Origin of the sequence: Runella salmonicolor (assembly GCF_024158025.1) — a bacterium.
Lineage (GTDB): Bacteria > Bacteroidota > Bacteroidia > Cytophagales > Spirosomataceae > Runella > Runella salmonicolor.
Genome location: NZ_JAMZEL010000004.1, coordinates 447405 through 473016 on the forward strand (window position 1 = coordinate 447405; position 25612 = coordinate 473016).

Sequence of the window (25612 nt, forward strand, 5' to 3'; positions counted from 1 at the left end):
ACAAGGTGATTAATAAGCGACATACATTCGCCGCTATGCATTAAATTCCCCTCAGCCTTGCGACCTTTAAAAGGCCCATCACACTCAAAGAATCTGTAATCTCTGACCGCATGACCATTTCGATGGCTTCTTTTAACGGAATTCGCGCCACATGAAGCTGCTCGGTGTCTTCGGGCTGTTGTTGGGCTTGGGTGAGTTGTTCGGCAATGTACAAAAAGCCTTCTTCATCGCCGACCGAATTTGACAGGTGAACCCGCGCAATCTTCGTCCATTGGGCGGCAATCAGGCCTGTTTCTTCCAAGAGTTCACGTTTGGCGCCTTCAATTGGGTCTTCGTCCATTGGGCCACCGCCTTCGGGAATTTCCCAAGAATATTCTTCCAACGGATAGCGGTATTGGCCCACCAAATACGTAAATCCTTCGTCGTCGATGGGAATGACGCCAATGGCTTTATTTTTATAATGAACTACACCGTAGATTCCTGGGCCGCCGCTCGGGTTGAGCACTTCTTCGTGCCGTACTTGTATCCATTTGTTATCGTATACTACGCTGGAAGTCAGGGTTTTCCATGGATTTTCTGTTTCAAAAGAAAGTGACATAACGGGCTGTATTTCTGATAAAGTTTGTTGAATGAGAAAAACGACGTTTTCCTGTAATGGTTAGAATTAATGTAAGGTTCTGGGGGTAAACTCGTAACTTTGAGCCCAAATTACCCTAAAAAAGTCGTGCAAGTTAGCCAAAATTCTAAATTCCGTTGGATTATCGTCTCGCTTAGTTTGAGTATAATTCTGATGGCAATCAAGTTTACAGCCTATTATTTAACGCGTTCCAATGCCATACTAAGTGATGCTTTGGAGTCGATTATCAACGTCATTGCGAGCAGCTTTGCCTTCTATAGTATTTATCTTTCTTCTCAGCCCAAAGACAAAGACCACCCTTACGGACACGGAAAAATTGAGTATTTTTCGTCGGGTTTTGAAGGCGCGCTTATTATCATTGCGGGGGTTTGGATTGCCATTGAAGCCGTCCAGCACCTGTTGCATCCGCAACCGATTCAGCATTTAGATTGGGGACTTTGGTTGATTTTACTGACCGTTGTTCTCAACGGAGTTGTTGGGTATTATCTCCAAAAAGTAGGTAAACGTACTCGCTCAGAAGCACTCATTGCCGACGGTAAGCACCTCATGACCGACAGCCTGAGCAGTGTTCTTATTTTGATTGGGCTAGGCCTCTTGATATTGACGGGTTTGCAGTGGATCGACAGCGCGGCATCGTTGGTGTTGTCGTTGGTTATATTTTACAATGGTTTTATGCTTATTCGGGGGTCGGCGGCGGCTCTAATGGATCAAACCGACCCCGAGTTGATGGAAAGTATCGTCAATATCCTCAAAAATCACAAGCGCGACTACTGGATTGATGTGCATAACATGCGTATTCAAAAATACGGCTCTGACCTGCACATTGATTGCCATTTGACCTTGCCATATTATTGGGATTTACGTCAGGTACACGAGGCAGTACATGAATTTGAGGAAGCACTGGAAAAAGACGCGGGAGGGTATGTAGAATTTTTTGTTCACGTTGACCCCTGTTTACCAGAATGTTGTAAATATTGTCGCTTGGCAGATTGCCCCGTTCGGGCTAAGGCCTTCAAGCGGGACATTGATTGGAGTATTCATAACTTATCCAAAAACCAGAAACACTTTGTAGAGCCAGATGAAGGCTTATAAAAGTTTTTTAAATTTTTAAATAAGTTTAAAAGGTGTATATTGTGCTGATAATTAAAGTGTTATGGTGTAATATTTTAATTGCCTTAAAATTTAACATAGTGTTTTGGAATCCGATTTCTTAACTTTGTGTTAACAAATCGTCACACACTTCACACTCCCTGATGAGCGACGTCATAAAACACGAATGCGGCATTGCCCTCATTCGACTCCGAAAGCCGTTTCAATACTATATTGATAAATACGGCACACCCCTCTACGCGGTTTATAAGCTTCATACATTGATGGAAAAACAGGTAAACCGAGGCCAAGATGGTGCCGGTGTAGCCAACATCAAGCTCGAAGTTTCGCCGGGTAGCCGCTATATCAGCCGCTACCGCTCGGTAGACCCCCAACCCGTAGCTGAGATTTTTAAGAAGGTCCAGAAGAAATTCAAAAAAGCCTTTAAAGAACTCAAAGGGGACCAAAAAGACCTCCGTTACGATGCCAGTTGGTTGCAAGAAAACGTAGCATTTACGGGCGAAGTCTGGCTTGGCCACCTGCGCTACGGTACCCACGGCGCCAACGAAATCGAGAACTGTCACCCGATGCTACGCCAAAATAACTGGCGAAGCAGAAACCTAGTGGTGGCTGGCAACTTCAACATGACCAACGTAGACTCGCTTTTTGATAAGCTCGTTTCGTTGGGACAGCACCCCAAAGACCGCGTGGATACCGTCACGGTCATGGAAAAAATCGGTCACTTTTTGGACGAAGAAAACCAGCGCGTTTTCGACCGATTCAAGGGCATTTACGAAAACCCCGACCTTTCTGACGTCATCGAAGACAACATGGACATGGTGCGTGTGTTGCACCGTTCGTGCCGTGATTTTGACGGGGGGTTTGCCATGTGCGGCATGACTGGCTCGGGGCAGGCTTTCGTAGTGCGCGACCCCTCCGGAATTCGTCCGGCGTATTATTATGCCGACGATGAAGTGGTGGTGGTAGCTTCTGAAAAACCAGCCATCAAGGCCGCTTTTGATGCCAATTACGCAGATATTAAAGAAATTACGCCAGGTCATGCGTTGATTATTGATAAATACGGTGAGTACGACCAACACCAGATTCTGAAGCCGCTTGAGAAACGTTCGTGTAGTTTTGAGCGGATTTATTTTTCCCGCGCTTCCGATCCCGATATTTACCACGAGCGCAAGCAATTGGGTAAACTGTTGATTCCGCAGATTCTGGAAGAAGTCGACTACGACCTCGAAAATACCGTTTTCTCTTACATCCCCAATACCGCCGAAACGGCGTTTTTTGGATTGGTAGAAGGACTCGAAGAATACTTAGCCAAACAGCGCAAAAAAGCAATTCTGGACGGAAATCTGTCGCCCGAAGAGCTGGATAAAGTGCTGTCGTTCCGCCCCCGAATCGAAAAACTCGTTTCTAAGGATGTCAAGCAGCGTACCTTTATTACGAGCGATGCCGCCCGTGACGAAATGGTGTCGCACGTGTACGACATGACCTACGAGGTAGTTAAAAAAGGCGTGGATACCATAGTGGTAGTGGATGATTCGATTGTGCGCGGTACTACTTTGGAGAAGAGCATTTTGCGGTTGTTGGACCGCCTCGGCCCCAAGAAAATCGTGATTGTATCGTCGGCTCCGCAGATTCGTTATCCCGACTGTTACGGCATTGATATGTCGAAAGTAAAAGACTTCGTTGCTTTCCGGGCCACGCTGCAACTCCTGAAAGAGCGCGGTTTGGATAACCTTCGCGACGAAGTATACGCCCAGTGCGTGGCCTCGCTCGAAACCGACAATGCGTATGAGCAAAACTACGTGAAAGCTTTGTTTGAGCCATTTACGCCCGAAGAAGTTTCGCGTAAAGTAGCGGATATTGTTCGTCCTAAAGACTTAAAGGCTGAATTGTCTATTATTTTCCAAACGGTAGAAAACCTCCACGAAGCCTGCCCCAACCACAGCGGTGATTGGTATTTCACGGGAGATTATCCTACGCCAGGCGGTAACCGCGTCGTAAACAAAGCCTACGTGAACTTCTACGAAGGTCGCGGAGTAGTGAGAGCGTATTAAGCGTTAATTGTTAACAATTATCCATAAATATAAACCCCTGTCAGCAGAAATGTTGATAGGGGTTTTTGTTTGTGTTCTATCGAAAAAAACACGTTTACATTTTTACAGTTGGTGATTTTTCGGTTTTTTAATGAGATTTAGGCCTTTTCCTTCTTATACAAAGGCTTATTGTTAAAATACTCACTCCATGAAATCCCTTACTCGCCGTCGCTTTCTCCACTCATCAGGCATAGTGGTCGGGGCAGTGCTGTTGCCTCAATTCAAGTCGACTCCCAATGCATTACGTTTAGGCGGCCCCATTTTTCTGAAAAGCGATGACCCCGTAGAATTGGCAAAAGAGCATCGGCGTTTGGGATACAGCGCAGCTTATGTACCGAAGGTGGAACTAAAAGATACCCCGCGCATTGCGGCGCTTCGCAAAGCCTTTGCGGCGCAGAATGTGATCATTGCCGAAGTGGGTGCGTGGGTCAATATGCTAGACGCTGATGCCGAAAAACGGAAGAAAAACATGGCTTACGTGACCGAGCGGCTGGCGTTGGCGGAGGAAATCGGTGCGCTGACGTGCATTGACATTGCGGGTTCGTACAATCCCAAACACTGGGACGGGCCAGATGCAAGAAATTTGACCAAAGAATATTTTGATGCCACGGTTGAAAACTGCCGAAAAGTGATTGATGCCGTCAAACCTAAAACGGCCAAATTTGCCCTCGAAATGATGGGCTGGAGCCTGCCCAATGATGCCGATTCTTGCCTTAAATTTATCAAAGCCATCGACCGCCCCGCGTTTGCGGCGCACGTCGACATTGCCAATATCATCAACTCGCCCGAGCGTTTTTACCAAAATACGGCCTTAATCAACGATACCTTCAAGAAACTGGGCAAGTGGATTGTATCCTGCCACGCCAAAGATGTGGTAGGAAAAGATGTGCATTTTGCCGAAACCATGCCGGGACGCGGCGGCATGGACTACGCCACTTATCTGCGAAATGTAACGGCACTACCGCGCGAAGTGCCTTTGATGTTGGAGCATTTGCGCACCCCCGAAGAATACGACGAAGCACGCCTGTATGTGATGAAAATGGCAAAAGATACGGGGATTCCGTTGGCGTAGCGTACTTCTTTGAGGGTAGAATTTTAGGCGTCTGACGGGCTGGGCGCCCCCGTTAAAACCATCGGACGCTTTTGCTTTTTCACCCCATTTTTCGTGGATTTCGTCACAGATTTCACTTCGGGGTAGCTACGGAGTATACTTTTGAATTGTCTAACCTAGAACAGCCATTTTTTAATCATTACTCCTATGACACTTCAACGCTTTCGCCAAATCGAATTTTGGGTGATTACTGCCCTTGCCGTTTTGTTCTTGTTAATCACGCTTGCCACTGATTACCAGTATTTTTCGCGCGTGTGGTTTCAACTTGACGCGCTCGAACAAAACCGTATTTATTTTCGATATGATTGGGCAACCAATGGGCTGTGGCCCATTCTGAGTATTTTCCTGACCCTGTATGGCAGTTGGTACGTGCTAAACCACGTCATAATTCCCCGTTATTGGCCCAATCAGCTCAATTTTTTTGCGATGGGGTTGATGCTGATTGGTATAGTTGTGCTGACGGGTGCTTGGAGCTATTTATATAGTTGGAAAGAACTTGATTTCAGACACGACATCAATTACAATATTATAGGAGCCAAAGTTTTGTCATCATTCCGACTTAGGAATTTAGCTTTACTTAGTGGTGGTCTGTTTTTGGCTTTGGTATTGTACACCCTTCTGTCTCAGGCGTACCAATGGGCGTTGCAACAAGCTGAAACGAATCCAAATACAAACCAAAAAACCATTAAAGATGGTAGCAGCTTGGCATTGATTGGATCTGTGCTGTGGATTGCTTTTCAAACAACGCCCGGTAATTTTTTCTTTATCCCTGCGCTGATTTGGGTACAGGGCGCGTTTCTTCACGCTTATTTGTATCATCACAACCTGCTGAGATGGAAGACGTTTATGTTTCGTAGAAACAATGAAAACCGCCAAGCTTTTCTCACTTTGTTAGCCGTTTTGGCCGTTAGTTTTGGCAGCAGTATCGTTTTGGTTTTGTTGTATGACTCATTTAGAAATTACTTGTATGGCTACAATGCAGATGAAATTTTCGCTTTTTGGCTAGTGTCTTGGCTGGGGGCTATTGCCGTTACGCTGATTCGTCAGTTTATGGTGAAACCGCTGGAAACCAATCTCAATCGTAACCAAGCTGAGCTTTCGGCCCTTCGCGCTCAAATCAACCCGCATTTTTTGTTCAATGCCATGAACACACTTTATGCCACGGCCATTGAAGAAAATGCCGAAAAAACCTCCCACGGGATTCAGCAGCTGTCGGACATGATGCGTTTTATGATGCACGAAAACAACCAAGAGCAGATTGATGTGCAACAGGAAGTAGCTTATTTGCGAAACTATATTGATTTGCAGCGACTTAGGTTGTCGGAGTCTGATAAGCTGGAACTGAAAGTTGACTTGGATGATGCCCTTTGTTTGCGGAGTATTGCGCCGATGTTGCTGATTCCTTTTGTTGAAAATGCCTTCAAACATGGCATCAGCTTGCGTAATCAATCATGGATTTATATTAAATTGTATTGCCAACAAGAACAAATTTACTTTTCGGTTTTTAACAGCATTCACCCGCGCCACGAAGAAGACCCCGAAAAATATTCGTCGGGAATTGGGCTGGTCAATGTGCAGAAACGCTTAGAACTGTTGTATCCTAAAACGCATGATCTCCGTATTCATCGTACAGAAAAGGAGTTTTCGGTGCGGTTGGTGATTGATTTTGCTAAAAAAGGTAAAAAGCTAAACTCAATATTGGCCACTTATGACCAACTCTAAGCATGTACTGTTTACTTTTACGATTCATAAATCAATCTGACGGATGATTGCCATTGCCATTGACGACGAGCCCAAAGCGCTGGATATTGTGCGGAATTTTGCGGAAAAAGTACCTTTTTTGTCCTTGAAAGCTACCTTTCAGGATGCTTTTGAGGCGTTGGACTTTCTTCAGCGGGAGTCCGTAGATTTGATTTTTTTGGACATCAAAATGCCCGACATTTCTGGGCTAGAATTTTTGCGGGTACTTTCTAATCCGCCGTTGGTGATTTTTACCACCGCCTACGCCGAGCATGCCGTACAGAGCTACGACTTCGATGCCATTGATTATCTGCTCAAACCCTTCGCCATCAGTCGATTTCTGAAAGCCTGTACCAAAGCCTATGACGTGCTGAAAGTGAGAGAGTTAGCGCTTTTGGAAGAAAACAAGCGACAGGCGGCGGGGAGCATCTTGGTCGAAAATGTTTCAGCTAAGCCAGCGCCTGCGGTACCAGAAAGTATTTTTGTTAAAAATGGCTATGAGCAGGTGCGGGTGCTGCTTGACGATATTCTGTATTTGGAGGCAGGCGGCAACTACGTTGTTTTTATCACTAAACATCAAAAAATCGCCTCCCGTATGACCATGAATGAAGCCGAATCATTGCTGCCGCCTGAGCACTTTGTGCGTATTCATCGTTCTTATATTGTGGCCAAAGATAAAATAGAGCGGTTTGACCGGTATGAGGTGTATATTAATGGTCAAGTGATACCGATTGGAGCCAATTATAGTCATCAGCAATTAATGGGTAAATGATTGGTAACGAGTAAGAAATAAAGAAAAGGAAGGTTTTCTGAAAATGTGTATATTTCAGCTTTATTTTACAATACCTTCAAACCTTCCTACTTCAATGAAAACCTTAAGAATCAATTACATGGCGGTCTTTATGTCCGCAATCGCCACCTTTGTTTTAGGGGCTATCTGGTACATCACCTTCCAACCTCAATGGCTTGCCTTGACCGGCCTGACCGAAGATAAAATAGAGGCGGGCGGCGGCGGAAGTATAGGGTATGCGGTTAGTTTTATTACGTACTTATTGGGAGCTTATGCGATGGCACTTTTGTTTAAATCCATGAATGTTAGCACCGCACAAACGGGAGCCATGACGGGTGCATTGATTGGGGCGTTGATTGTGGGGGGGAATATTTTTACCAACAATGCCTACGAGATGAAGCCCGTCGAATTGTCCATCCTCAATGCAGGGTTTAGTGCAGTAAGCGGTGCGGCCATGGGTGCTATCTTGGGCGGGTGGCGAAAATATACGTAGGAATATTCAAAAGAATCACAAAAAGCGTCAGTTGGTATCAGACCAGCCGACGCTTTTTTAGTATTATTGCAGAAAATACAAAACCCTCCTTAACCAATGTCTAAACCCTCTACCCAAAACTCGCTTTTTGGACTTCCCGTGATTGTGGCCGCCCTAGGCTATTTTGTTGATATTTATGATTTATTGTTGTTTGGTATTGTACGCGTACCCAGTCTCAGAGATTTAGGATTGAATGAGCAGGAAGTGTCGGCCATTGGTGCTTCCATCATCAACTGGCAGATGGGTGGCTTGCTTCTTGGAGGGATTCTTTGGGGAGTATTGGGTGATAAACGTGGTCGCCTTTCGGTGCTTTTCGGTTCAATCATTACCTATTCCATTGCCAACGTGTTGTGCGGATTTATTCAGGATACGCCTTTCATGTCGGCGCCCGATTTATATAAATATTTACGTTTTATTGCAGGAATTGGCCTCGCTGGCGAACTAGGGGCAGGCATTACGCTAGTTTCTGAAATTTTGCCCAAAGAGCTGCGGGCCATTGGTACGTCGCTGGTGGCAGGTATCGGCCTTTTGGGGGCCGTTGTCGCTTATTTTACCGTCGAAATCTTCGGAGATTGGCGCATTGCTTATTTTGTGGGCGGAGGCTTGGGCTTCGGGCTGTTGTTGCTTCGTATCGGGGTGATTGAGTCAGGGATGTTTACGGAAGTCTCCGGGCAAAAGCACGTCGCTAAAGGTGATTTTCTGTCATTTTTTACCAATTGGGAACGTTTCACACGCTATATGAAGTGTATCGGCATTGGATTGCCTACGTGGTTTGTTATCGGCATTTTGGCCACTTTCAGCAATGAGTTCGGCAAAGCCCTCGGTATTGCCGAACCCATCAAGCCCGGGTTGTCTATTATGTGGTGTTATGTAGGTTTGGCGGGCGGCGACTTGGCCAGCGGTTTTCTCAGCCATTATTTTCATTCGCGCAAAAAAGCCGTGGCGGCTTTGATGGCTTTTTCAGGAATCTTCAGCATTATTTATCTCTACGCAGGGGTCAATACTCCCTTCGCTTTATATAGTCTTTGTACCCTAATGGGCTTTGGGATTGGCTATTGGGCCATGTTTGTCACGATTGGGGCCGAGCAGTTTGGAACCAATTTGCGGGCTACGGCCGCCACGACTATTCCCAATATGGTTCGTGGTATGGTGATTCTGATGACTACGCTTTTTGCGGGCTTCAAAACGGGCACTTTGGATGTTTTTGGGGCTTTTGAGCTTACGGTACCGCAGTTGGGTGTGATTGGTGCGGGTACTTTAGTGGGTATCATCAGCTACGCTTTAGGGTTTTATTCTACCCTGACCGTTCCTGAAACGCACGGCAAAGACCTTGATTTTATTGAAGAATAAATAATCTCTCTTAAACCTCACCCTTAATCCTTCCCCTTGCCAAGGAGAAGGAAATTTTTATGAGCAAAATCTCTTACCGTGCGCTTTTTACGTTGCCTGTCATCGTTTCGGCTTTGGGCTTCTTTGTTGATGTGTATGACCTACTGATTTTCAGCATCGTACGGGTTCCAAGCCTGCAATCGATGGGGTATTCAGAGGCGGAAGTTTCTAAAATCGGAACCTTTATTTTTAATTCACAACAGGCGGGTTTGCTGGTAGGGGGGATTTTATGGGGAGTTTTGGGCGATAAAAAAGGACGGCTCTCAGTGCTATTTGGCTCCATTGTTACCTATTCATTGGCCAATATTGCCTGCGGTTTTGTCCAAGAACCCAATACCTACGCGTTGTTGCGGTTTGTGGCAGGGGTAGGTCTCTCGGGAGAAATTGGCGCGGCAATGACCCTTGTTACCGAGATTATTCCCAAAGAGATTCGCAGCCTCGGCCCTACGATTGTGGCGGCGGTGGGCTATTTAGGGGCGGGAGCGGCTTATTTGACGCAAGAATGGTTTGAGTGGCGCACGGCGTATATGGTCGGTGGTGGTATGGGGCTGTTGTTGCTTTTGCTGCGGATTCGGGTATTTGAGTCGGGGTTGTTTGAGGAAATGAAGCAATCCAAGGTCAGTCGAGGGAATTTCTTTTACCTTTTCAGCAGTTGGCCCCGGTTTATTAAATACTTTCAATGCGTCATGATTGGTATTCCAACGTGGTTTGTGGTGGGTATTTTGGGCACTTTTGGCAATGAGTTCGGCAAAGCCCTCGGTATAGCAGAGACGATTTCGCCGGGTAAGTGCGTGATGTTTATTTATTTTGGACTCACAGCGGGCGATTTTTTCAGCGGCCCGCTCAGTCAATGGCTTCAGTCGAGACATAAAGCCATTGGCTACCTGATGTTTTGCGGAGCAGTCAGTGTGGGTATTTATTTATACGGTGGTATTTCATCCCCTACGATGTTGTATGCGGTCTGCTTCTTGTCGGGGATATGTACGGGCTACATAGGCCTGTATTTGATGATGGTGGCCGAACTTTACGGTACCAATCTCCGCGCTACCGCTACTACCTCTGTGCCAAGCGTAGTACGAGGCATGGCGATTCCTATGACACTTGCTTTTCAGGCCTTCAAACCTTCTTTGGGGGCTTTGGGAGGGGCTGCATTATTGGGCTTGCTTTGTTATGGAATCGCGCTTTTTTCGCTTACCCGCATCGAAGAAACCTACGGCAAAGAGCTGGATTTTGTGGAATAAATATTACGTAGGGGCGGGGTTCACCTCCGCCCTTTTTTGTAATTATATGTTGTTGATTAGATGCAGAGGCAAGACGTAGACGTAAGAGGGCAGACGCTAGGCCTGCCCCTACGGCGGCTTTTAATTTTATCTCAAATTTACTTCACCGTATTTCGAGACAATTTTTACTTTGGTTCCGCTGCCGTTACCAAATTTACCCACGTATTGCTTGGTCATGCGGGGGCTGTGGCGGTTTGCATCATCTTTACGGTCGTCGTCGTTGTGAGTGAATGAAACCTTGCGGTCGCCAGGATACTTGAAGCCACCGTAGCTTACCGTAACATCAAAGTTGCAGTTATTATTTTCCATCGGAATGGTCACGGATGAATAGCTAGCCTGAATATCAACATTGTCTGCCGATTCATTCAATTGGTCAATTCTAAATCCGCCCGAAAAACTGAGTTTGATTTTGCTGGAACCTTTCAAGTTGCCGATGCGTCCGCCAGAATAGCTGATTTGGCCGTCGAGGGTTTCTACTTCACCGATTTTCATTTTCCCAAACTTATTGTTCAACACAATATTGTTGGCTTTGTCTAGTTCGAGGGTTGAGTAAGCAATATCGAGGTTGCCGTTGAGTAAGTGCTGAATTTCTGCTTTACCGTAGGCCACATCAATGTCATTTTTACTTCCTGACAAGTCGGTGGCAATAAAACTTCCGTACTTGGACTCAATCACGAGCGGTGCTTTGAAAAAGGGAATATTTGTATTGCCAAAGCGGTTTTTAACCGTCAACGGCGTGTTTTTGGGCATTGATACTGTGTAATCAATTTGTACAAAGTTCTTCTCGCCGTTGTTACTTTTCCAGCTCCAGTTTGAATTGCCGTTTTTGTTGATAATGGTACGAATGCTGATTTGATTGCCTTCTTTTTTATCTTCAATACTGACACCATCTAAGTATTGTTGAACGCGGTCGTCACTGTTGGCATTGGCGGTGATGCTGATGTCAACCCTGATTTCGCTTTTGTCCCAAAGGTTGATTTTTACCTGTCCGAATTGATTATCAATTAGCAAGGTTTCTTTGGTCGAAACGTCATACATTTTAATGACGGATTTCTTTTTCTCGATGCTGCCGTATTCGCTGGCATGGGCGCTGAGGGTACATAATAAGCCGATAATTATTAACCAATAACTGCCTGACTTATATGAGTTTATCGTTTGCATGGTTGTTTTTGTTTTTGATGCGTTGGATAATGTCCAACTGTTGGTTCAATAGGTCAATCTGCCATTGCAGGTTCTGAATCATGGCCTGAATCACCGTTTCCTGATTGGGGTTCTTCGGAAGGTCGGCTTTCAGGTTTTGGTATGAGCGCTCAAGCTGATCCAGTTCTACTGCAAATTCTTTATAAAGGGCGGGGTCACTTTCTGTCATTTGACGCAACTCCGCGCGTTTGTTATCAATCAATTGGGTGTATTGAGTCACTTGTTTGGCGTAGCCAGGATTGGCAAATGCCACTTCGGGCGCCTCAGTAACTCCATAATTTTGATTCACTCGGTAGCCAACCCAACCCAGCCCGACAATGAGCGCAATGGAGGCCGCAATGCGCCAATTTAGGTTTTTGCTGACTTTCCTGAAAAACGGATTATAACTACCGCCATTTTGAAAATCTTCGTGGACAATCTGGTTTAGTCCTGTCTCTTGCGAAGTTTCTTTTGAGGGTACTTCTGGAAGTATATGTTCGCTTGTTGGCGTAATCTCTTCAGCTTTGGGTAATTTTTCACTCAACCGACTCCAAAGGTCATCAGAAGGCTCATGCACATCAAATGCCTCGCGGTTGTCTCTGACGAATCGTTGCAGTTTATCTTTCATTTTCTTTGTATTTTTGGTGCGAAGTGTTGATTATTAAATACTTATAGTAATTAATGCTCTTTACTTGCGGCTCAATTGTTACTTCTATTACTTAATAATTCCAATAATTTTTTCTTTCCCCGCATGTATTGGGTGCGGGAGGTACTTTCGCTGATGTTGAGGATTTCACCGATTTCTTCGTGGTCGTATCCTTCAAACAGATACAGCGAAAGAACGACTCGGTATCCTTCGGGGAGTTGGGCAATTCCTCTTCGAATGCGTTCAACGTCCATTTGGATACCTTCTTCGTCTGTCGGAGCATCGTCGGCAATGTCGTGGTCATCATCTCCGTAGCCATAGCCTTCGATGTCAACAAGTTGCATTTTTCGTTGACGGAGGTGATTGATGGCTTTATTGACCACAATCTGCTTCAGCCACGCCCCAAACGTGGACTGCCCCCTGAACGTATGTAAATTGCAAAAAGCATCCAAAAACGCTTCCTGCAGCACGTCTTCGGCTTCCCCAATATGGTTTACCACCCGTACGCACACGTTCAACATGGATTTCGAATAAAGCTTGTACAGTTCATACTGGGCTTTTCTATCTCCTTGTTTACAGCGTTCAACGAGTTCGACGTGTTTGTCTATGTAATGTTTAGGTTCCAATCGGCTGTATTTTCGAGGTAATGACAATGGATAAAATCAAATGTTGCATCGATTTAAAAAAAAATGTTTTATAAAACATTTTCACCGTTAAGCACGTCAAAACATAGGTACAAAATCTGCAAAATGTGCGTAAAATCCTAAAATCAATTGGCTAACTTTGGCGCAAATGAAGCAGAAAGAGGTATGGTTAGGATATATTATCGTGAAGGCAAGCAGATTAAACGCGAAACCGACGTCCGAGAAATAGGGCATCTAAAAAGCATCTTGTGGATAGATTTACAATCGCCCACGCAGGAAGAAGAAGAATGGGTGGAGACGAAGTGCGATATTAGTTTTCAAACCCCGCAAGAAATTGTCGAAATTGAGAGCAGTTCGCGGTATTTTGAACAAAATAATACCATCAACGCCAACTCCAATTTCCTCAAAATCACTGCAGAAGGCTACGTTATTTATCCTGTCTCGATTTTGATTCGGGAGGGGGTACTGTTTACTTATAGAAGCGGAGATTCCAAGACTTTCGCCGATACAGTGCGAAAAATGAAGGTGAGTCAGGAAACGTTTCAGAGCGGGGTAGACATGTTGTTGCTGCTACTCGAGACCAGAATCGAAAGTGATGCAGATGTGTTGGAAGGTTTATCGAAAGATATTTCAAACATCAGCAAAGACCTGAACCGGGAACAAAAAGCAAAACAGGAGATTCTGCTGAAGATTAACATGATGCAGGAGAATACCATGCTCCTACGCGAAACCATCATCGATAAGCAGCGCGTATTGTCGGGCATTTTGAGAAGTCAGTTTTTTCCAGAAGACCGTAAAGAGCGTCTGCGTATTGTTTTGAAAGATATAAGTTCGTTGCTGGAATACAGCACTTTCAATTTTGAGCGACTGGAGTATCTTCAAAATACGTTTATGGGCTTGATTAATCTTGAACAAAACCAAATCATCAAGATTTTTACCGTTTTCACCATCATTTTTATGCCTCCCACATTGATTGCGGGGGTTTTTGGGATGAATTACAGCATTTTACCCACAAGTACGCATCAGTATGGATTTTGGTTTTCGTTATTGCTGATGGCCTGTTCGATGGCTGGAATGTGGTTTTTCTTTAAGCGAAAGCACTGGATTTAAAATCATTAAGATTAGGGTGGCTAATTATAAAAAGAGAAGGGTAGCCAACGGCTACCCTTCTCTTTTTATAGGCTACAAAGATAAAACTGCTTAGTTTTTCTTCACGGGAGCAGGTGTTGCAGGCTTGTTAGCGGCGGGCTGCTGTGGAGTAGTTGCTGGCTTTAATTGCTGAACTGCAGCTTCGGCGGCGGCTTTTTGCTGCTTTTCGATTTCGGCAGGATCAACGCCTAATTTCTTCAACACAAGGTTGCTTACGTTCAAGTCGTCAGAACCTGCAAACAAAATGATTGGGGTAGTTTGTGCACCACCGTCCATGTTGAGGATGTAGGTATAGCTGTTTTCTTTACCTACCGCTTCGATAGCCGTGTTGATTTTAATCAATACAGGCTGAATCAATTGCTGTTGTTTTTTCTGCAATGATTCCTGTGAAGTACGTTGAAAATCCTGAAAGTCTGTTTGAAGACGGTTAAGCTCCTTTTCTTTATCAGCACGGATGATTTCCGACCACTTAGTTGCGTTTTGCTCGTAGGCTTTATATTTATCTTCAAACTCCTTCTGCTTGTCCTGCATTGCTTTTTGAATTTGTTGCTGCTGGATTTGGAGTTCGTTCTCGATTTTTTTGCTTTCGGGTAATACTGACAAGATATAGTCTACATTGGTCCAACCGATTTTAGGGGCTTGTTGGGCGTTCGTTTCTACTCCGATTAAAGTTACAATGGCTACCAGGGCCACGATGAATTTGCTCTTCATTTTTATCTACTGTTTTGGTTTGGTTGTTTTATTTGGGGTATCCGTTGCATTTGGTTTAGCCGCAGGCGTATTAACGCTGGGCGTACTCGTTTTATTATTTTTTGTGTCTGTTACTAAGCCCAATTCTTCCATCACATAATCAGTGTAATCATGGACGGGGTTTGAATAGATAATGACAAAATCACTTGATTTGTCAAGCAGCATATCCAATCTCCGTTGCCGACATACGCGCTCACTGGCTTTGTATACTTGGTCGGTAATGGGTTTGATGAGTTCCTTCTTCTTTTGAAACAGCAAACCTTCAAAGCCGAAAATTTTATTGTTATACTCTCTTGCTTCGCGTTCTTTGTCGTTGATTTCCTGCTGGCGTTTGCGTTTCATTTCATCGGTCAGCAATACTTCTTCGGCTTGATAGAGGCGTTGGAGCTTGTCTATTTCGGCATATTTATCCTGAATTTCCTTGGCCCAGCGATCCGAAAATTTATCCAATTCGGCTTGTGCTTTTTGATAATCAGGCATTTTTGTCGTTACATACTCCATATCGATATACCCTAATTTTTGGGCTGATAATGAGTAGGTTACTAGAACAAACTGCAAAAGTAGTAAAAGCCGGCGGGTTTTCATACATCTTTTGGATTTTGGATACTGGATATTAGACATTAACTCAGTGTTGTATATCCAAAATATCCCTTCTTATCTAAGTTGTTGGCCAATCGTAAAGTGGAATTGTGGCCCGCTGCGTTTGGTTTGTCCTGGTAGCGGATCAAAACCATACGCCCAGTCGATACCGATGAGACCAAATGCAGGCATAAAGATACGTGCTCCAACCCCCGCAGACCGTTTAAGGTCAAACGGATTGAAATCTTTGTACTTTTTCTGTGGAGCATCGGTTCCCCAGTTGTTTCCTGCTTCGGCAAATACTAAACCAAAAATGGTCGCCGAAGGGTTCAGAGAGAGAGGATAGCGGAGTTCCATGACGTACTTGCTGTAAGCAACCCCTCCCAAGCTGGAGGCAACGCCAGTGTTAGTGGCACCAGTCGTTTGAGAGGCGTCAGTTGTACTCAAACGGTTATAAATCGGAACAAGCGCGCGGTCAGCATATCCGCGTAAACCGATAATATCCTGTGCCAACGCAAACATTCCATAACCCGCTAATCCTGAGCCTCCAAGCACGAATCGCTCAAAAGGACTAATGGAGAGGTTTTGATTGTACCTACCCAAGAAACCTAAGTGCGCCCGGGTACTGAGTACGAGTTTTCCTGCCACGGTCTGGAACCAACTGGCGTCAAACATCCACTTATGGTATTCTACCCATTTGAAGCGGTCTTCGCTGTTGGCAAAGCTGGTTTTACCCGTAATGGCCGAATAAGGAGGAGTGAAGGTGCCACTCAGTGAGAATGAAGACCCGCCACGCGGGAATTGTGGGTTGTCGATTGTGTTGCGCGATAACGTCAGGTTAAGCGTTAAGTTGTTTGAAACCCCGTTGGGATAACCGATTCCGAACAAGTCAAGGCTATCCATTCGGTAGCGCTGGTAAGACAATGCCGAACTCAACACAAAATAACGATCGGGGATTTTAAGACGCTTTCCGAGAGAAACCGTAACCCCCGTGTTTTTGTAAGAACCCAAGAAATTTAGGGCGCTGCTGTTTGAGCGGGTATAAAAATTAGAATAATCAACGGTACGATACACGGTACGGCTGAGGTTGATTCCAAAAGTTACGGGTTTTTTGCCGCCTAGCCAAGGTTCGGTAAAGCTAATCGAATACGTTTGGAACTGACGTCCACTCGCTTGGAAACGTACCGCCAATTTCTGCCCATCGCCGGAAGGTAGGGGCTTCCAAGCTTTCAGATTACCGATATTTTTTGTAGAGAAATTGTTGAAAACCAATCCCAACGTACCTACAAATCCGATAAATCCACCCCAGCCGCCAGAAAGCTCGATTTGGTCACTTGGTTTTTCTTCGACGGTATATTCAATATCTACGGTGCCATCTTCGGGGTGAGGAATAGGCTGAATACCGATTTTTTCTGCATCAAAATAACCTAATTGTGAAAGCTGACGCTGTGTGTTGATGATTTCTGTTTTGCTGAATTTTTGGCCCGGCAACGTAAACAATTCACGCATTACGACGTGGTCGCTGGTTTTGGTGTTTCCGTTTAGAATAATCTTGTTGATGGTGGCCTGTTTGCCTTCAAAGATTCGCATTTCGACGTCAATCGAATCACCTTCGATTGATTTCTCAACGGGGCGGCAGTTGTAGTACAAGTAGCCATCATCCATGTAAAGTGAGCTTACGTCCTGCCCTGGGTTGGCTTCAAGGCGTTTTTGAATTTCTTCAGGATTGTAGATATCTCCTTTTTTGAGCCCAAATACTTTATTCAAAATCTCGGTTGAATGGAGGTAATTCCCCTCCCAAGTTATATTGCGGATATAATAACGAGGCCCTTCCTCAATATTCATGACCAAATCAATGGTTTTGCCATCGGCATTTTGGATGATTGAGTCCGAAACAATCGTGGCATCCCGGAAACCGTTCTTATTGTAAAGTTCAATCAGTTTCTCCTTGTCTTCGTCGTATTTTTTGGGGATAAACTTGGAAGGTGTAAACAAACGCCCGAAACGCATCTGCTTGGTGCCTTTCATTTTGTTGCGCAGCTTCTGTTCGTAAATCTCATTCCGCCCGTTGAAAACAATCTGCCGAATTTTGACTTTGGGCCCTTTAGAAACAAATATTTTTAGGGTTGCATTTCCCCGGGTAGAATCCGTAATTTGAGCAATCCGTACTTTTACGTTCAAAAATCCTTTGTCCATAAAAAAGCGTTTCACGGCCAACTGAGTGTTTTTAATCATCGTGTTGGAAATAATACGCCCTTTAGGAAGCTTAATTTTGTCGTTGAGGGATTCTTGTTCTCCTTTACGGATTCCGTCGTAGGTCACTTTAAACAAGCGCGACTGCTCTTTGATATGAAGCTCAAGCCAGATTTGATCACCTTCAATCTTACGGTAGAGCACTTCTACATCTTCGAGGATTTTCTGGTCCATCAATTTTTTGATGGCGCCAGTGATGGCATCGCCCGGGACTTTGATTTTATCACCAATTTTCAGTCCCGACATTGAAATCATGGAGTTGGGGTCCAAAAATTGATTCCCTGTCACTACGATGTCGGCAATGACGAGCTCTTTGGGATTGGCATAACTAACGGCATCTTCGACGGGCGCGGTTGTAGTACGTTGTCCAAGGCCTAATTGTTGGGCCATTGCTGATACTACAGTGCATAGAAAAACGACCACAAAAGTTGCTAAGCGGCCGGGGCGGTTAAAATTTTTCATAGGTAGGTACACAATTCTTGCGCTCACGGTTCGGTATCAATTCTTTATAATTGCTTTGATTGTACGTGTTTCGAGTTTGGTAAAATAAGAAAAACAAGGGTAGAAATCCGTCGTAAAGAGCATTTTTATCCAAAATGGTATAACGATAAAAGTAGTGCTTTATTTCGCATCGCTCAGAATCTGTTCGCTGGTTTTTCCGAATCGACGTTCCCGCTGCTGAAAAGACAAAATGGCTTCATGCAGGTGGTTACGGCGAAAGTCAGGCCAAAATACATCGTCATAAAAATAGAGCTCTGCGTAGGCCAATTGCCACAACAGAAAGTTACTGATTCGGTGATCACCGCCTGTTCGTAGCATTAGGTCTACTTCGGGGCGGTCGAGGGTAGAAAGCTTGGAGTTTAGTAGGCTTTCGGTAATGTCTTCAGGGCGTAGCGTTCCTGCCTTTACTTCGCGGGCCAGTTGTTGGGTAGCCTGAACAATATCCCATTTTCCGCTGTAGCCGAGCGCTAAAATCAAATTAAGACCCGTGTTTTGTTTTGTTTTATCAATCGCTTCCTGAAGTTCACGCTGACAGGAGTTAGGCAGACTGTCGATGTCGCCAATGCTGTTGAGTCTTACATTGTTTTTTTGCAACGTAGGCAATTCATCAGCAATGGTATGAACCAACAATTCCATGAGCGCCCGTACTTCTGCTTCTGGGCGGCCCCAGTTTTCGGTCGAGAAGGCATATAAGGTCAAGTATTCAACTCCCAGCTCTGCACAACCTTCGGTTGCTTCGCGTACTGCCTTGATGGCATTGCGGTGTCCGAAAACCCGCATGGCGCCGCGTTGTTTGGCCCATCGTCCGTTGCCATCCATGATAATGGCAATGTGTCGAGGGAGTTTAGTACGGTCAATTTGCTCTTTCATTACAAGGGATATTGAGTCGTTTCTTTGCTAAATCAGTAAGTAATAAAAAATAATAATGAAAAGCCCTGATTTATAGTTGACGACTAAAAATAGGGCAGCAAAGTTAGGTAAATTATCAGGGATTCAAAACGGGTCAACCAGTTGAATTTGAGTATTAGACCTTCTTATTTTTCCATTTTCCGCGTTTAAAAAGCACAATTCCGACTACTGCGAGCAGTGATTCGCTAAAAGCAACGGAGGTATAAACGCCTTCGGGCCCCATCTTAAGTTGTTTTGCAAGGATGTATGCTAGCGGAATTTCGACGGCCCAAAAACAAAATAGGTTCATCAGTGTAGGCGTCAGGGTGTCGCCAGCGCCGTTGAATGATTGGCTGATGACCATCCCATACGCAAAAAACAGGTAGCCTAAGCAAACGATTCGTAAGCAGTTGACGCCCGTATTGACGGTTATGGGGTCGGCATTAAACCACGAAATAATGGGGCGGGAAAAAATGAAAAAAACGAGTGCAATGACGGCCAGAAAAAGAAAGTTCAAAAAAGCCGCCCGCCAAACCGAGGCTTCGGCGCGGTCTGGCTTGTTGGCTCCGAGGTTTTGTCCTACCAGCGTGGCGGCGGCATTGGCCATACCCCACGAAGGTAAAATTGTGAACACAATGATGCGGATGGCAATGGTATACCCCGCCACAATGCTTGGGCCAAAATCAGAGAGGATGCGCGTCAGGAATACCCAACTCGCGGAGGAAATCAAAAACTGACCTGTTCCGCCTGCGGCTACGCTTAGTAAATTACGAATGATGGCTATATTGACTTTAAATTGGGTAGCCAATACTTGAATGGTCCCTGTGGTTTTGGCCAGCGCATTTAATTGGTACAATACGCCCACGGTACGGCCGATGGTAGTTGCCATCGCTGAGCCTGCCACGCCAAATGCAGGCACGGGCCCCCAACCAAAAATGAATAGAGGACAAAGCAAAATATTGATGCCGTTGGCAATCCAGAGTGAGCGCATGGCAACGGCGGCATCTCCGCCGCCGCGTAGCACGCCACTCAACGTATAAAGGAGCATAATGGCTGGGCTGCTCGCAAAAATGATTCTTGTAAAGTCGGACCCCGAAGCAATTAATGCTGGAGAGCCTCCCATGGCGCGTAAAATGGCCTCAGCACCAAAAAAACCGCCAAGTCCCATGGCTATTCCCAACCCCAATGAAACCAGAATAACCTGGGCGGCGGCGTGACCAGCTTCAATAAACTGTTTTTCGCCTACTCGCCTTGCTACAATGGCTGTGGCTGCGGTGCTTAGACCGATGGCAACGGAGTACACGAGCGTAAGCACCGACTCCGTAAGGCCTACGGTTGCGATGGCATCGGTGCTGATTTTGGAAACAAAAAATACATCTACTACCGCAAACAAGGATTCCATGACCATTTCGAGAATCATGGGAACTGACAACAGAAAAATAGCGCGATTGATACTTCCAGAGGTGTATTCCTGTTCTTCGCCTTTGAGGGCTTGGAGTAATAACGTAAAGAATTTTTGCATGGCTGTAAATGAGAGCATTTCGTCGATTGGAACGATGAACCAAAACCGTTCAAAACACAAATTTACAAACTTTTTATATCCCACACCGAAATTCGTTTGTCATCGCTTGCCGAAACCAGCTGATTATCAAACGTTGACCAAAGAAGTTTGTTGATGGATGTGCCGTGCCCCGCGTGTCGGGCGCGGTCAATGACTTTGAGTAGTTTAAAGGTAGTGGCGTCCCATACTTTAATAGATTTGTCCATGCTACAAGTAGCCAGCCATTGCGCATCGGGGCTGTAAACTACGTGATTGATGGCAAAAAGATGCGCTACAACATCCTGATGCAAGCTATACTTTTCGGACACGTCCCAGACTTTGAGGTGCGCATCCCGACTACCAGAAATCAAAAATCGCCCGTCGGGAGAATATTGTAGGGTAAACACCGAATTGGTATGTGATACTAATGTATAATGCAATACATGGTCGTCAAGTCCAAATATACGGATGGTATGGTCACTGTACCCCACCGCGAGTTCGCGGGTGTGTGGGTTGATGCTGATACAACGGGCGCTTTGATTGGAGGCTTTCAAGTGTTTACGAACCGCAAATTGGTCTTTGTCCATGATTAACACTACGCCGTCAGATAGTCCAATAAAAGCTTGATTTTCAAAGAATTGAATATCGAAAATGGTGGCAGAAGTCAGGCGAATGGATGACACAACCTGCTTCTCATACGGTGCTATGCGTTGAATTCCTTCGTAGTTTTGTCCTACCCACAGTTGGTTTTGAACCGAATCATACGCCATAGAATATACCGAAGCGGGTACTTGTGCTACCACTTCTCCCCAATCTGGACGGGTCAAATCCCAATGTACGACCAGGCCATCGCCCGCTGCCGAGAAAAAATGGTGCGGTTGGAGGGCCGGTTGGAGGGCGTAAACACAATCTCGGTGTCCCGAAAAAGTATCTATTTTTTGAACTTGGATTTTCGTCATGGCATAAATGAACTCCCAACCTGAGGTTGGATAAGTATAAAATTACGGGCTATATTTACGAATTACAATGAATAAGTACTTGATAACTCCTTTATAATGCCGCTGGTTCGTCAATGGACAGTTTTTGATGACTGTGAAATTTTAGTTTGGGAAATTGCCGAGGCTCCCGAGGTGTTGCTTCAGAACGTGGTGGCGGAGGCCGAAGAGTGGGATGAATTCAAAACCATTTCTCACCCCCAAAAACAATTAGAGTGGCTGACTGGGCGGTATGTCATGCAATTGTTGGTGGAAAGTAAAGGTCTGCCGTATGAAGGAATGGTGAAAGATGAATACGGAAAGCCCCATTTAAGACACCGAATTGCCGAGATTTCTATCACGCATACGGTTAAGTACGTGGGGGTTGCGTTGCATCCTACCAAACCGCTCGGAATTGACATGGAACGCATGGCCGATAAATTGGCCCGCGTAGCACCTAAGTTTTTGTCAGAAAATGAAAAGTTGGAGGCACAGATGGAGCTTCCAAAATTAGTAACCTACTGGTGCGCCAAAGAGGCGCTGTATAAACTAGACGGTGTGCGGCGGCTTAACTTCAAAAATCACATTTTTGTCAAACCTTTTGGGGATAGCGATGCCTACGGGCAGGGCATGGTTTCTGTCCCCGAAATTTCCCAACAATTACACCACTTGCATCGGTTTTGGGTGGAGGATTTCTGCGGAGTCGTGGCTATTTAATAAATATTGTATGTTTATTCAGGCAATGGTTCATTCAGAATTAAGGCCATTTTTTCTATTTCATTGACCTTGTCGGTATCTCCCGTTTTTTCAAACGCCAGTGTCAGATTGCGAAGCACGCGTTTGAGAATGTCAAGATTACTGCAAGGTTGATAAAACGTCTCGTTGGATTTTAGATTCAACTGGGCAATGTAGTGGTCAATGTCGGAGCGCATAAACACCAGCCCTTTATTAAAGACATTGATGTAAAACTGAATCGAATCCTGTTTGTACGTCAGAACAAATAGATTGGGCAAATTGACACCATAAACGGGCATATTGAGCCGCTGCGCAATAATCATATAGATACAGCAAAGGGAAATCGGATTCCCTTTTTTTGTTTCCAACACCACGTTAATCATGGAATTGCCAGCCGAATGGAAATTTTTGGTATTTGAGCCAAACTTTAATTTCGAGAAAAAGACGTGGTTCAAGGCCCGAATTTGGTCGATTGGGTGCATATCAATCTTAAATTCAAGCCAAGTTTCGTAGTAAAACTGTTCAAAATCAGCGCGAATTTTTTCCAGTGAAAGGTCAGGATACTGATAAGTAGCCACAATCCATAGCCCTTCCAAGAGGTCGACGGCTCCGCCGTTGTACCAATTGGTCAATCGTTCGAGGGTCAATTCGTATTGAAGTTCATGAATCAACTCCTCTATTTTTCGCTGTACGTCAGGGCTAAAGCCCGCACTCTCCCATTCATTCTCTAAAAAAGGAATGATTTTGCCTCCCTGTTGCCGAATTTCGCGTTCAACCAAACGAGATACTTCCTTGTCGTCGTCGTCGAGTAGCGAAACCAGCGCTTTGATTTCTTGCTCTGTCATACGGTATGATTTGGCGTTGTTGGCGATAAATAAAAACAATTTTTTTTCAGCGCCCAAATTTTATAGTTTTGTTACTCACTTTTTGCTCAATATATGAAAATATTAGTCACAGGCGGGGCGGGTTTTATTGGCTCACATACAGTCGTTGAATTACAAAAGTCGGGTTTTGAACCCATTATTGTTGACAATTTTAGCAATTCAGAGGAAAAAGTACTGGAAGGCCTCGAAAAAATAATTGGTAAGCCAGTTGTTTGCTATAAAGCTGATTGCAACGATGAAGCAGCGTTGCGTGCGCTTTTTGAAAAGGAAAAAATTGGGGGAGTAATTCATTTTGCGGCCAACAAAGCCGTGGGAGAATCGGTCGAGAATCCGCTTCTTTATTACGGAAACAACATTGGTACTACGGTTCTTTTATTAAAATTAATGAAAGAGTACGGGGTGCATAATTTCGTTTTTTCTTCTTCGTGTACGGTTTATGGTCAACCTGACCATCTGCCCGTAACGGAGGCTACGCCGCGTCAGGAAGCGGCTTCGCCGTACGGCAACACCAAGAAAATATGTGAAGATATCATCCGTGATTTTATCTTTTCGAAGCCCGCCATGAAGGCCATTGCGTTGCGTTATTTTAATCCCGTGGGTGCCCACGAAACGGCCGAAATAGGGGAGTTGCCGCGCGGAGTTCCGAGCAATTTGGTTCCTTATATTACCCAAACTGCGGCGGGCTTGCGTCAAAAATTGACCGTTTTTGGCAGTGATTACAATACGCCTGACGGTACCTGTATTCGTGATTTTATTCACGTGGTCGATTTGGCCAAAGCGCACGTAAAAGCGTTGGAACTGCTGGCGGGTGTGCAGGAAGAAAACTTCTATGATGTATTTAATATTGGTACGGGCGAGGGAGTGACGGTGTTGCAGCTGATTAAGACGTTTGAAGAAGTAAATAACATTAAATTAAATTACAGCATTGGGCCGCGTCGCCCGGGCGATGTAGAACAAATTTATGCCCAGGTCGATAAGTCGCGGGAGGTGATGAAATGGCAAACTGAAAAATCGCTAGAAGATTCACTGCGGGACGCATGGCGTTGGGAACAAAAATTAGCAACACGCAAATAGTTTATATAAAGCTTTAGAATATCCGAATTTTATTCTCAACAACTATGCAAAAAATACTTATTACGGGAGGCGCTGGTTTTATTGGGTCGCATGTGGTACGACGCTTTGTGACCAACTATCCCACCACCCAAATTGTCAATTTAGACGCCCTTACCTACGCGGGTAATTTAGCTAACCTGACTGATATAGAAAGCCAACCCAATTATACGTTTGTAAAAGGGGACATTACAGACGCGGCCTTTATTGATGAACTTTTCAAAACGCATGATTTCACGGGGGTCGTTCATTTGGCGGCCGAGTCGCACGTCGACCGTTCTATTTCCGACCCGATGGCGTTTGTGATGACCAATGTGATTGGCACGGTAAATTTGCTCAATGCTGCCCGTATTGCGTGGAAAGGAAAAGAGGAAGGGCGACGTTTTTATCACGTTTCGACCGACGAAGTCTACGGAGAACTTCACGACCCGAAGGAGTTTTTTGTGGAAACGACCAGCTATGACCCACGGTCGCCGTATTCGGCCTCGAAAGCTTCTTCCGACCATTTTGTGCGGGCGTACCATAACACGTACAAATTGCCCGTGGTGATTTCTAATTGTTCCAACAATTACGGTCCGAATCATTTTCCCGAAAAGCTAATTCCTTTGATGATTAATAATATTCAGAACAATAAGCCGCTTCCCGTTTATGGAAAAGGTGAGAATGTTCGGGATTGGTTGTACGTCGAAGACCATGCACGCGCCATTGATTTGATTTTTCATGAAGGTGTAAACGGAGAAACGTATAATATTGGTGGTTGCAATGAGTGGAAAAACCTTGATTTGGTATTTCTGTTGTGTAAATTAATGGATGAGAAATTAGGAAGGCCCGAAGGTACATCGGCTCAGTTGATTACTTACGTTACCGACCGTGCCGGCCATGATTTGCGCTATGCCATTGACCCGTCTAAGCTGATGAATGAATTGGGCTGGAAACCTTCGGTTACGTTTGAAGAAGGACTGGAGAAAACCGTGCAATGGTATTTGGATAATCAAAAATGGCTAGAAAATGTCACTTCTGGGAATTATCAAAAATACTATGACGGGATGTATGTAGACCGTTGATAATCAAGAAAACAGCAACAAAAAAAGAGAGCCCTTA

23 protein-coding genes are annotated in these 25612 nt (G+C 45.0%); 12 read left to right on the plus strand and 11 right to left on the minus strand.

Annotated elements, in window-relative coordinates:
- Positions 1-40: 40 nt before the first annotated feature.
- Positions 41-598: an NUDIX domain-containing protein gene (locus NCI00_RS13310; RefSeq protein ID WP_253528283.1), complete on the minus strand. Its 558-nt coding sequence runs from the start codon at positions 596-598 to the stop codon at positions 41-43.
- 126 nt (positions 599-724) lie between these two features.
- Here NCI00_RS13310 and NCI00_RS13315 point away from each other — a divergent pair, with 126 nt between their 5' ends.
- The 8 genes from NCI00_RS13315 (at position 725) to NCI00_RS13350 (ending at position 10640) form a co-directional block, all read left to right on the plus strand.
- On the plus strand, positions 725-1729 hold the full coding sequence (locus tag NCI00_RS13315) for a cation diffusion facilitator family transporter (protein ID WP_253528285.1): 1005 nt from the start codon (positions 725-727) through the stop codon (positions 1727-1729).
- 161 nt (positions 1730-1890) lie between these two features.
- Positions 1891-3798 carry an amidophosphoribosyltransferase gene (locus NCI00_RS13320; protein WP_166558740.1) on the plus strand — a complete coding sequence of 636 codons (1908 nt, stop codon included), beginning with the start codon at positions 1891-1893 and terminating at the stop codon, positions 3796-3798.
- A gap of 187 nt (positions 3799-3985) precedes the next feature.
- On the plus strand, positions 3986-4909 hold the full coding sequence (locus tag NCI00_RS13325; RefSeq protein WP_253528301.1) for a sugar phosphate isomerase/epimerase family protein: 924 nt from the start codon (positions 3986-3988) through the stop codon (positions 4907-4909).
- A 186-nt stretch (positions 4910-5095) separates the two neighbouring features.
- Positions 5096-6670: a sensor histidine kinase gene (locus NCI00_RS13330; protein WP_253528305.1), complete on the plus strand. Its 1575-nt coding sequence runs from the start codon at positions 5096-5098 to the stop codon at positions 6668-6670.
- Positions 6671-6713: 43 nt separating this feature from the next.
- Positions 6714-7460 (plus strand): LytR/AlgR family response regulator transcription factor, encoded by a 747-nt coding sequence (locus NCI00_RS13335; RefSeq protein ID WP_253528307.1) that lies wholly within the window; start codon positions 6714-6716, stop codon positions 7458-7460.
- A gap of 94 nt (positions 7461-7554) precedes the next feature.
- Positions 7555-7971: a DUF1761 domain-containing protein gene (locus NCI00_RS13340; protein WP_253528309.1), complete on the plus strand. Its 417-nt coding sequence runs from the start codon at positions 7555-7557 to the stop codon at positions 7969-7971.
- A 96-nt stretch (positions 7972-8067) separates the two neighbouring features.
- Positions 8068-9360, plus strand: coding sequence for an MFS transporter (locus tag NCI00_RS13345; protein WP_166558745.1), 1293 nt, complete (start codon positions 8068-8070; stop codon positions 9358-9360).
- A 59-nt stretch (positions 9361-9419) separates the two neighbouring features.
- Positions 9420-10640: an MFS transporter gene (locus NCI00_RS13350; protein ID WP_253528311.1), complete on the plus strand. Its 1221-nt coding sequence runs from the start codon at positions 9420-9422 to the stop codon at positions 10638-10640.
- A gap of 126 nt (positions 10641-10766) precedes the next feature.
- On the opposite strand, the gene NCI00_RS13355 is transcribed toward NCI00_RS13350, so the two are convergent.
- The 3 genes from NCI00_RS13355 to NCI00_RS13365 form a co-directional block, all read right to left on the minus strand.
- Positions 10767-11840 (minus strand): DUF4097 family beta strand repeat-containing protein, encoded by a 1074-nt coding sequence (locus NCI00_RS13355; protein WP_253528313.1) that lies wholly within the window; start codon positions 11838-11840, stop codon positions 10767-10769.
- On the minus strand, positions 11818-12486 hold the full coding sequence (locus tag NCI00_RS13360; RefSeq protein ID WP_253528316.1) for a hypothetical protein: 669 nt from the start codon (positions 12484-12486) through the stop codon (positions 11818-11820). The genes NCI00_RS13355 and NCI00_RS13360 overlap by 23 nt, the downstream gene beginning before the upstream one ends.
- Positions 12487-12557: 71 nt before the next feature.
- Entirely contained in the window at positions 12558-13130 is a 573-nt protein-coding gene (locus tag NCI00_RS13365; protein WP_253528318.1) for an RNA polymerase sigma factor, read from the minus strand.
- Between the two features lie 183 nt (positions 13131-13313).
- Between NCI00_RS13365 and corA the strand changes: the two genes are divergently transcribed.
- Positions 13314-14258, plus strand: a complete 945-nt coding sequence (gene corA, locus NCI00_RS13370; RefSeq protein WP_253528321.1) for a magnesium/cobalt transporter CorA — start codon at positions 13314-13316, stop codon at positions 14256-14258.
- A gap of 90 nt (positions 14259-14348) precedes the next feature.
- Here corA and NCI00_RS13375 read toward each other — a convergent pair whose 3' ends face one another.
- From NCI00_RS13375 to NCI00_RS13400, 6 genes are all read right to left on the minus strand, one after another.
- The gene (locus NCI00_RS13375) at positions 14349-15008 is read right to left on the minus strand and encodes an OmpH/Skp family outer membrane protein (RefSeq protein ID WP_253528323.1); all 660 of its coding nucleotides are present in this window, start codon (positions 15006-15008) and stop codon (positions 14349-14351) included.
- A gap of 6 nt (positions 15009-15014) precedes the next feature.
- Complete coding sequence (locus NCI00_RS13380) at positions 15015-15632, minus strand: OmpH/Skp family outer membrane protein (protein ID WP_253528325.1); 618 nt, start codon at positions 15630-15632, stop codon at positions 15015-15017.
- A gap of 69 nt (positions 15633-15701) precedes the next feature.
- Positions 15702-18341: an outer membrane protein assembly factor BamA gene (bamA, locus tag NCI00_RS13385; protein WP_253528327.1), complete on the minus strand. Its 2640-nt coding sequence runs from the start codon at positions 18339-18341 to the stop codon at positions 15702-15704.
- Between the two features lie 159 nt (positions 18342-18500).
- On the minus strand, positions 18501-19250 hold the full coding sequence (gene uppS, locus NCI00_RS13390) for an undecaprenyl pyrophosphate synthase (protein ID WP_166558752.1): 750 nt from the start codon (positions 19248-19250) through the stop codon (positions 18501-18503).
- Between the two features lie 154 nt (positions 19251-19404).
- A complete protein-coding gene (locus NCI00_RS13395) occupies positions 19405-20790 on the minus strand; it encodes an MATE family efflux transporter (RefSeq protein WP_253528357.1) in 1386 nt (461 codons plus the stop codon).
- Between the two features lie 62 nt (positions 20791-20852).
- Complete coding sequence (locus tag NCI00_RS13400; RefSeq protein ID WP_253528329.1) at positions 20853-21767, minus strand: WD40 repeat domain-containing protein; 915 nt, start codon at positions 21765-21767, stop codon at positions 20853-20855.
- A gap of 96 nt (positions 21768-21863) precedes the next feature.
- Here NCI00_RS13400 and NCI00_RS13405 point away from each other — a divergent pair, with 96 nt between their 5' ends.
- A complete protein-coding gene (locus NCI00_RS13405; RefSeq protein WP_253528331.1) occupies positions 21864-22499 on the plus strand; it encodes a 4'-phosphopantetheinyl transferase family protein in 636 nt (211 codons plus the stop codon).
- 14 nt (positions 22500-22513) lie between these two features.
- On the opposite strand, the gene NCI00_RS13410 is transcribed toward NCI00_RS13405, so the two are convergent.
- Complete coding sequence (locus tag NCI00_RS13410; RefSeq protein ID WP_253528333.1) at positions 22514-23362, minus strand: transglutaminase-like domain-containing protein; 849 nt, start codon at positions 23360-23362, stop codon at positions 22514-22516.
- A 93-nt stretch (positions 23363-23455) separates the two neighbouring features.
- Here NCI00_RS13410 and galE point away from each other — a divergent pair, with 93 nt between their 5' ends.
- Positions 23456-24475 (plus strand): UDP-glucose 4-epimerase GalE, encoded by a 1020-nt coding sequence (gene galE / locus NCI00_RS13415; protein ID WP_166558756.1) that lies wholly within the window; start codon positions 23456-23458, stop codon positions 24473-24475.
- Between the two features lie 44 nt (positions 24476-24519).
- Positions 24520-25575, plus strand: a complete 1056-nt coding sequence (gene rfbB, locus NCI00_RS13420) for a dTDP-glucose 4,6-dehydratase (RefSeq protein WP_253528336.1) — start codon at positions 24520-24522, stop codon at positions 25573-25575.
- Positions 25576-25612: the final 37 nt, after the last annotated feature.

Excerpts from the sequence above, each read along its gene's own strand:
- NCI00_RS13310 (WP_253528283.1), bottom strand. The coding sequence starts at position 598 with ATGTCACTTTCTTTTGAAACAGAAAATCCATGGAAAACCCTGACTTCC.
- NCI00_RS13320 (WP_166558740.1), top strand. The coding sequence starts at position 1,891 with ATGAGCGACGTCATAAAACACGAATGCGGCATTGCCCTCATTCGACTC.
- NCI00_RS13325 (WP_253528301.1), top strand. The coding sequence starts at position 3,986 with ATGAAATCCCTTACTCGCCGTCGCTTTCTCCACTCATCAGGCATAGTG.
- NCI00_RS13330 (WP_253528305.1), top strand. The coding sequence starts at position 5,096 with ATGACACTTCAACGCTTTCGCCAAATCGAATTTTGGGTGATTACTGCC.
- NCI00_RS13335 (WP_253528307.1), top strand. The coding sequence starts at position 6,714 with ATGATTGCCATTGCCATTGACGACGAGCCCAAAGCGCTGGATATTGTG.
- NCI00_RS13340 (WP_253528309.1), top strand. The coding sequence starts at position 7,555 with ATGAAAACCTTAAGAATCAATTACATGGCGGTCTTTATGTCCGCAATC.
- NCI00_RS13345 (WP_166558745.1), top strand. The coding sequence starts at position 8,068 with ATGTCTAAACCCTCTACCCAAAACTCGCTTTTTGGACTTCCCGTGATT.
- NCI00_RS13350 (WP_253528311.1), top strand. The coding sequence starts at position 9,420 with ATGAGCAAAATCTCTTACCGTGCGCTTTTTACGTTGCCTGTCATCGTT.
- NCI00_RS13355 (WP_253528313.1), bottom strand. The coding sequence starts at position 11,840 with ATGCAAACGATAAACTCATATAAGTCAGGCAGTTATTGGTTAATAATT.
- NCI00_RS13360 (WP_253528316.1), bottom strand. The coding sequence starts at position 12,486 with ATGAAAGATAAACTGCAACGATTCGTCAGAGACAACCGCGAGGCATTT.
- corA (WP_253528321.1), top strand. The coding sequence starts at position 13,314 with ATGGTTAGGATATATTATCGTGAAGGCAAGCAGATTAAACGCGAAACC.
- NCI00_RS13375 (WP_253528323.1), bottom strand. The coding sequence starts at position 15,008 with ATGAAGAGCAAATTCATCGTGGCCCTGGTAGCCATTGTAACTTTAATC.
- NCI00_RS13380 (WP_253528325.1), bottom strand. The coding sequence starts at position 15,632 with ATGAAAACCCGCCGGCTTTTACTACTTTTGCAGTTTGTTCTAGTAACC.
- bamA (WP_253528327.1), bottom strand. The coding sequence starts at position 18,341 with ATGAAAAATTTTAACCGCCCCGGCCGCTTAGCAACTTTTGTGGTCGTT.
- uppS (WP_166558752.1), bottom strand. The coding sequence starts at position 19,250 with ATGAAAGAGCAAATTGACCGTACTAAACTCCCTCGACACATTGCCATT.
- NCI00_RS13395 (WP_253528357.1), bottom strand. The coding sequence starts at position 20,790 with ATGCAAAAATTCTTTACGTTATTACTCCAAGCCCTCAAAGGCGAAGAA.
- NCI00_RS13400 (WP_253528329.1), bottom strand. The coding sequence starts at position 21,767 with ATGACGAAAATCCAAGTTCAAAAAATAGATACTTTTTCGGGACACCGA.
- NCI00_RS13405 (WP_253528331.1), top strand. The coding sequence starts at position 21,864 with ATGCCGCTGGTTCGTCAATGGACAGTTTTTGATGACTGTGAAATTTTA.
- NCI00_RS13410 (WP_253528333.1), bottom strand. The coding sequence starts at position 23,362 with ATGACAGAGCAAGAAATCAAAGCGCTGGTTTCGCTACTCGACGACGAC.
- galE (WP_166558756.1), top strand. The coding sequence starts at position 23,456 with ATGAAAATATTAGTCACAGGCGGGGCGGGTTTTATTGGCTCACATACA.
- rfbB (WP_253528336.1), top strand. The coding sequence starts at position 24,520 with ATGCAAAAAATACTTATTACGGGAGGCGCTGGTTTTATTGGGTCGCAT.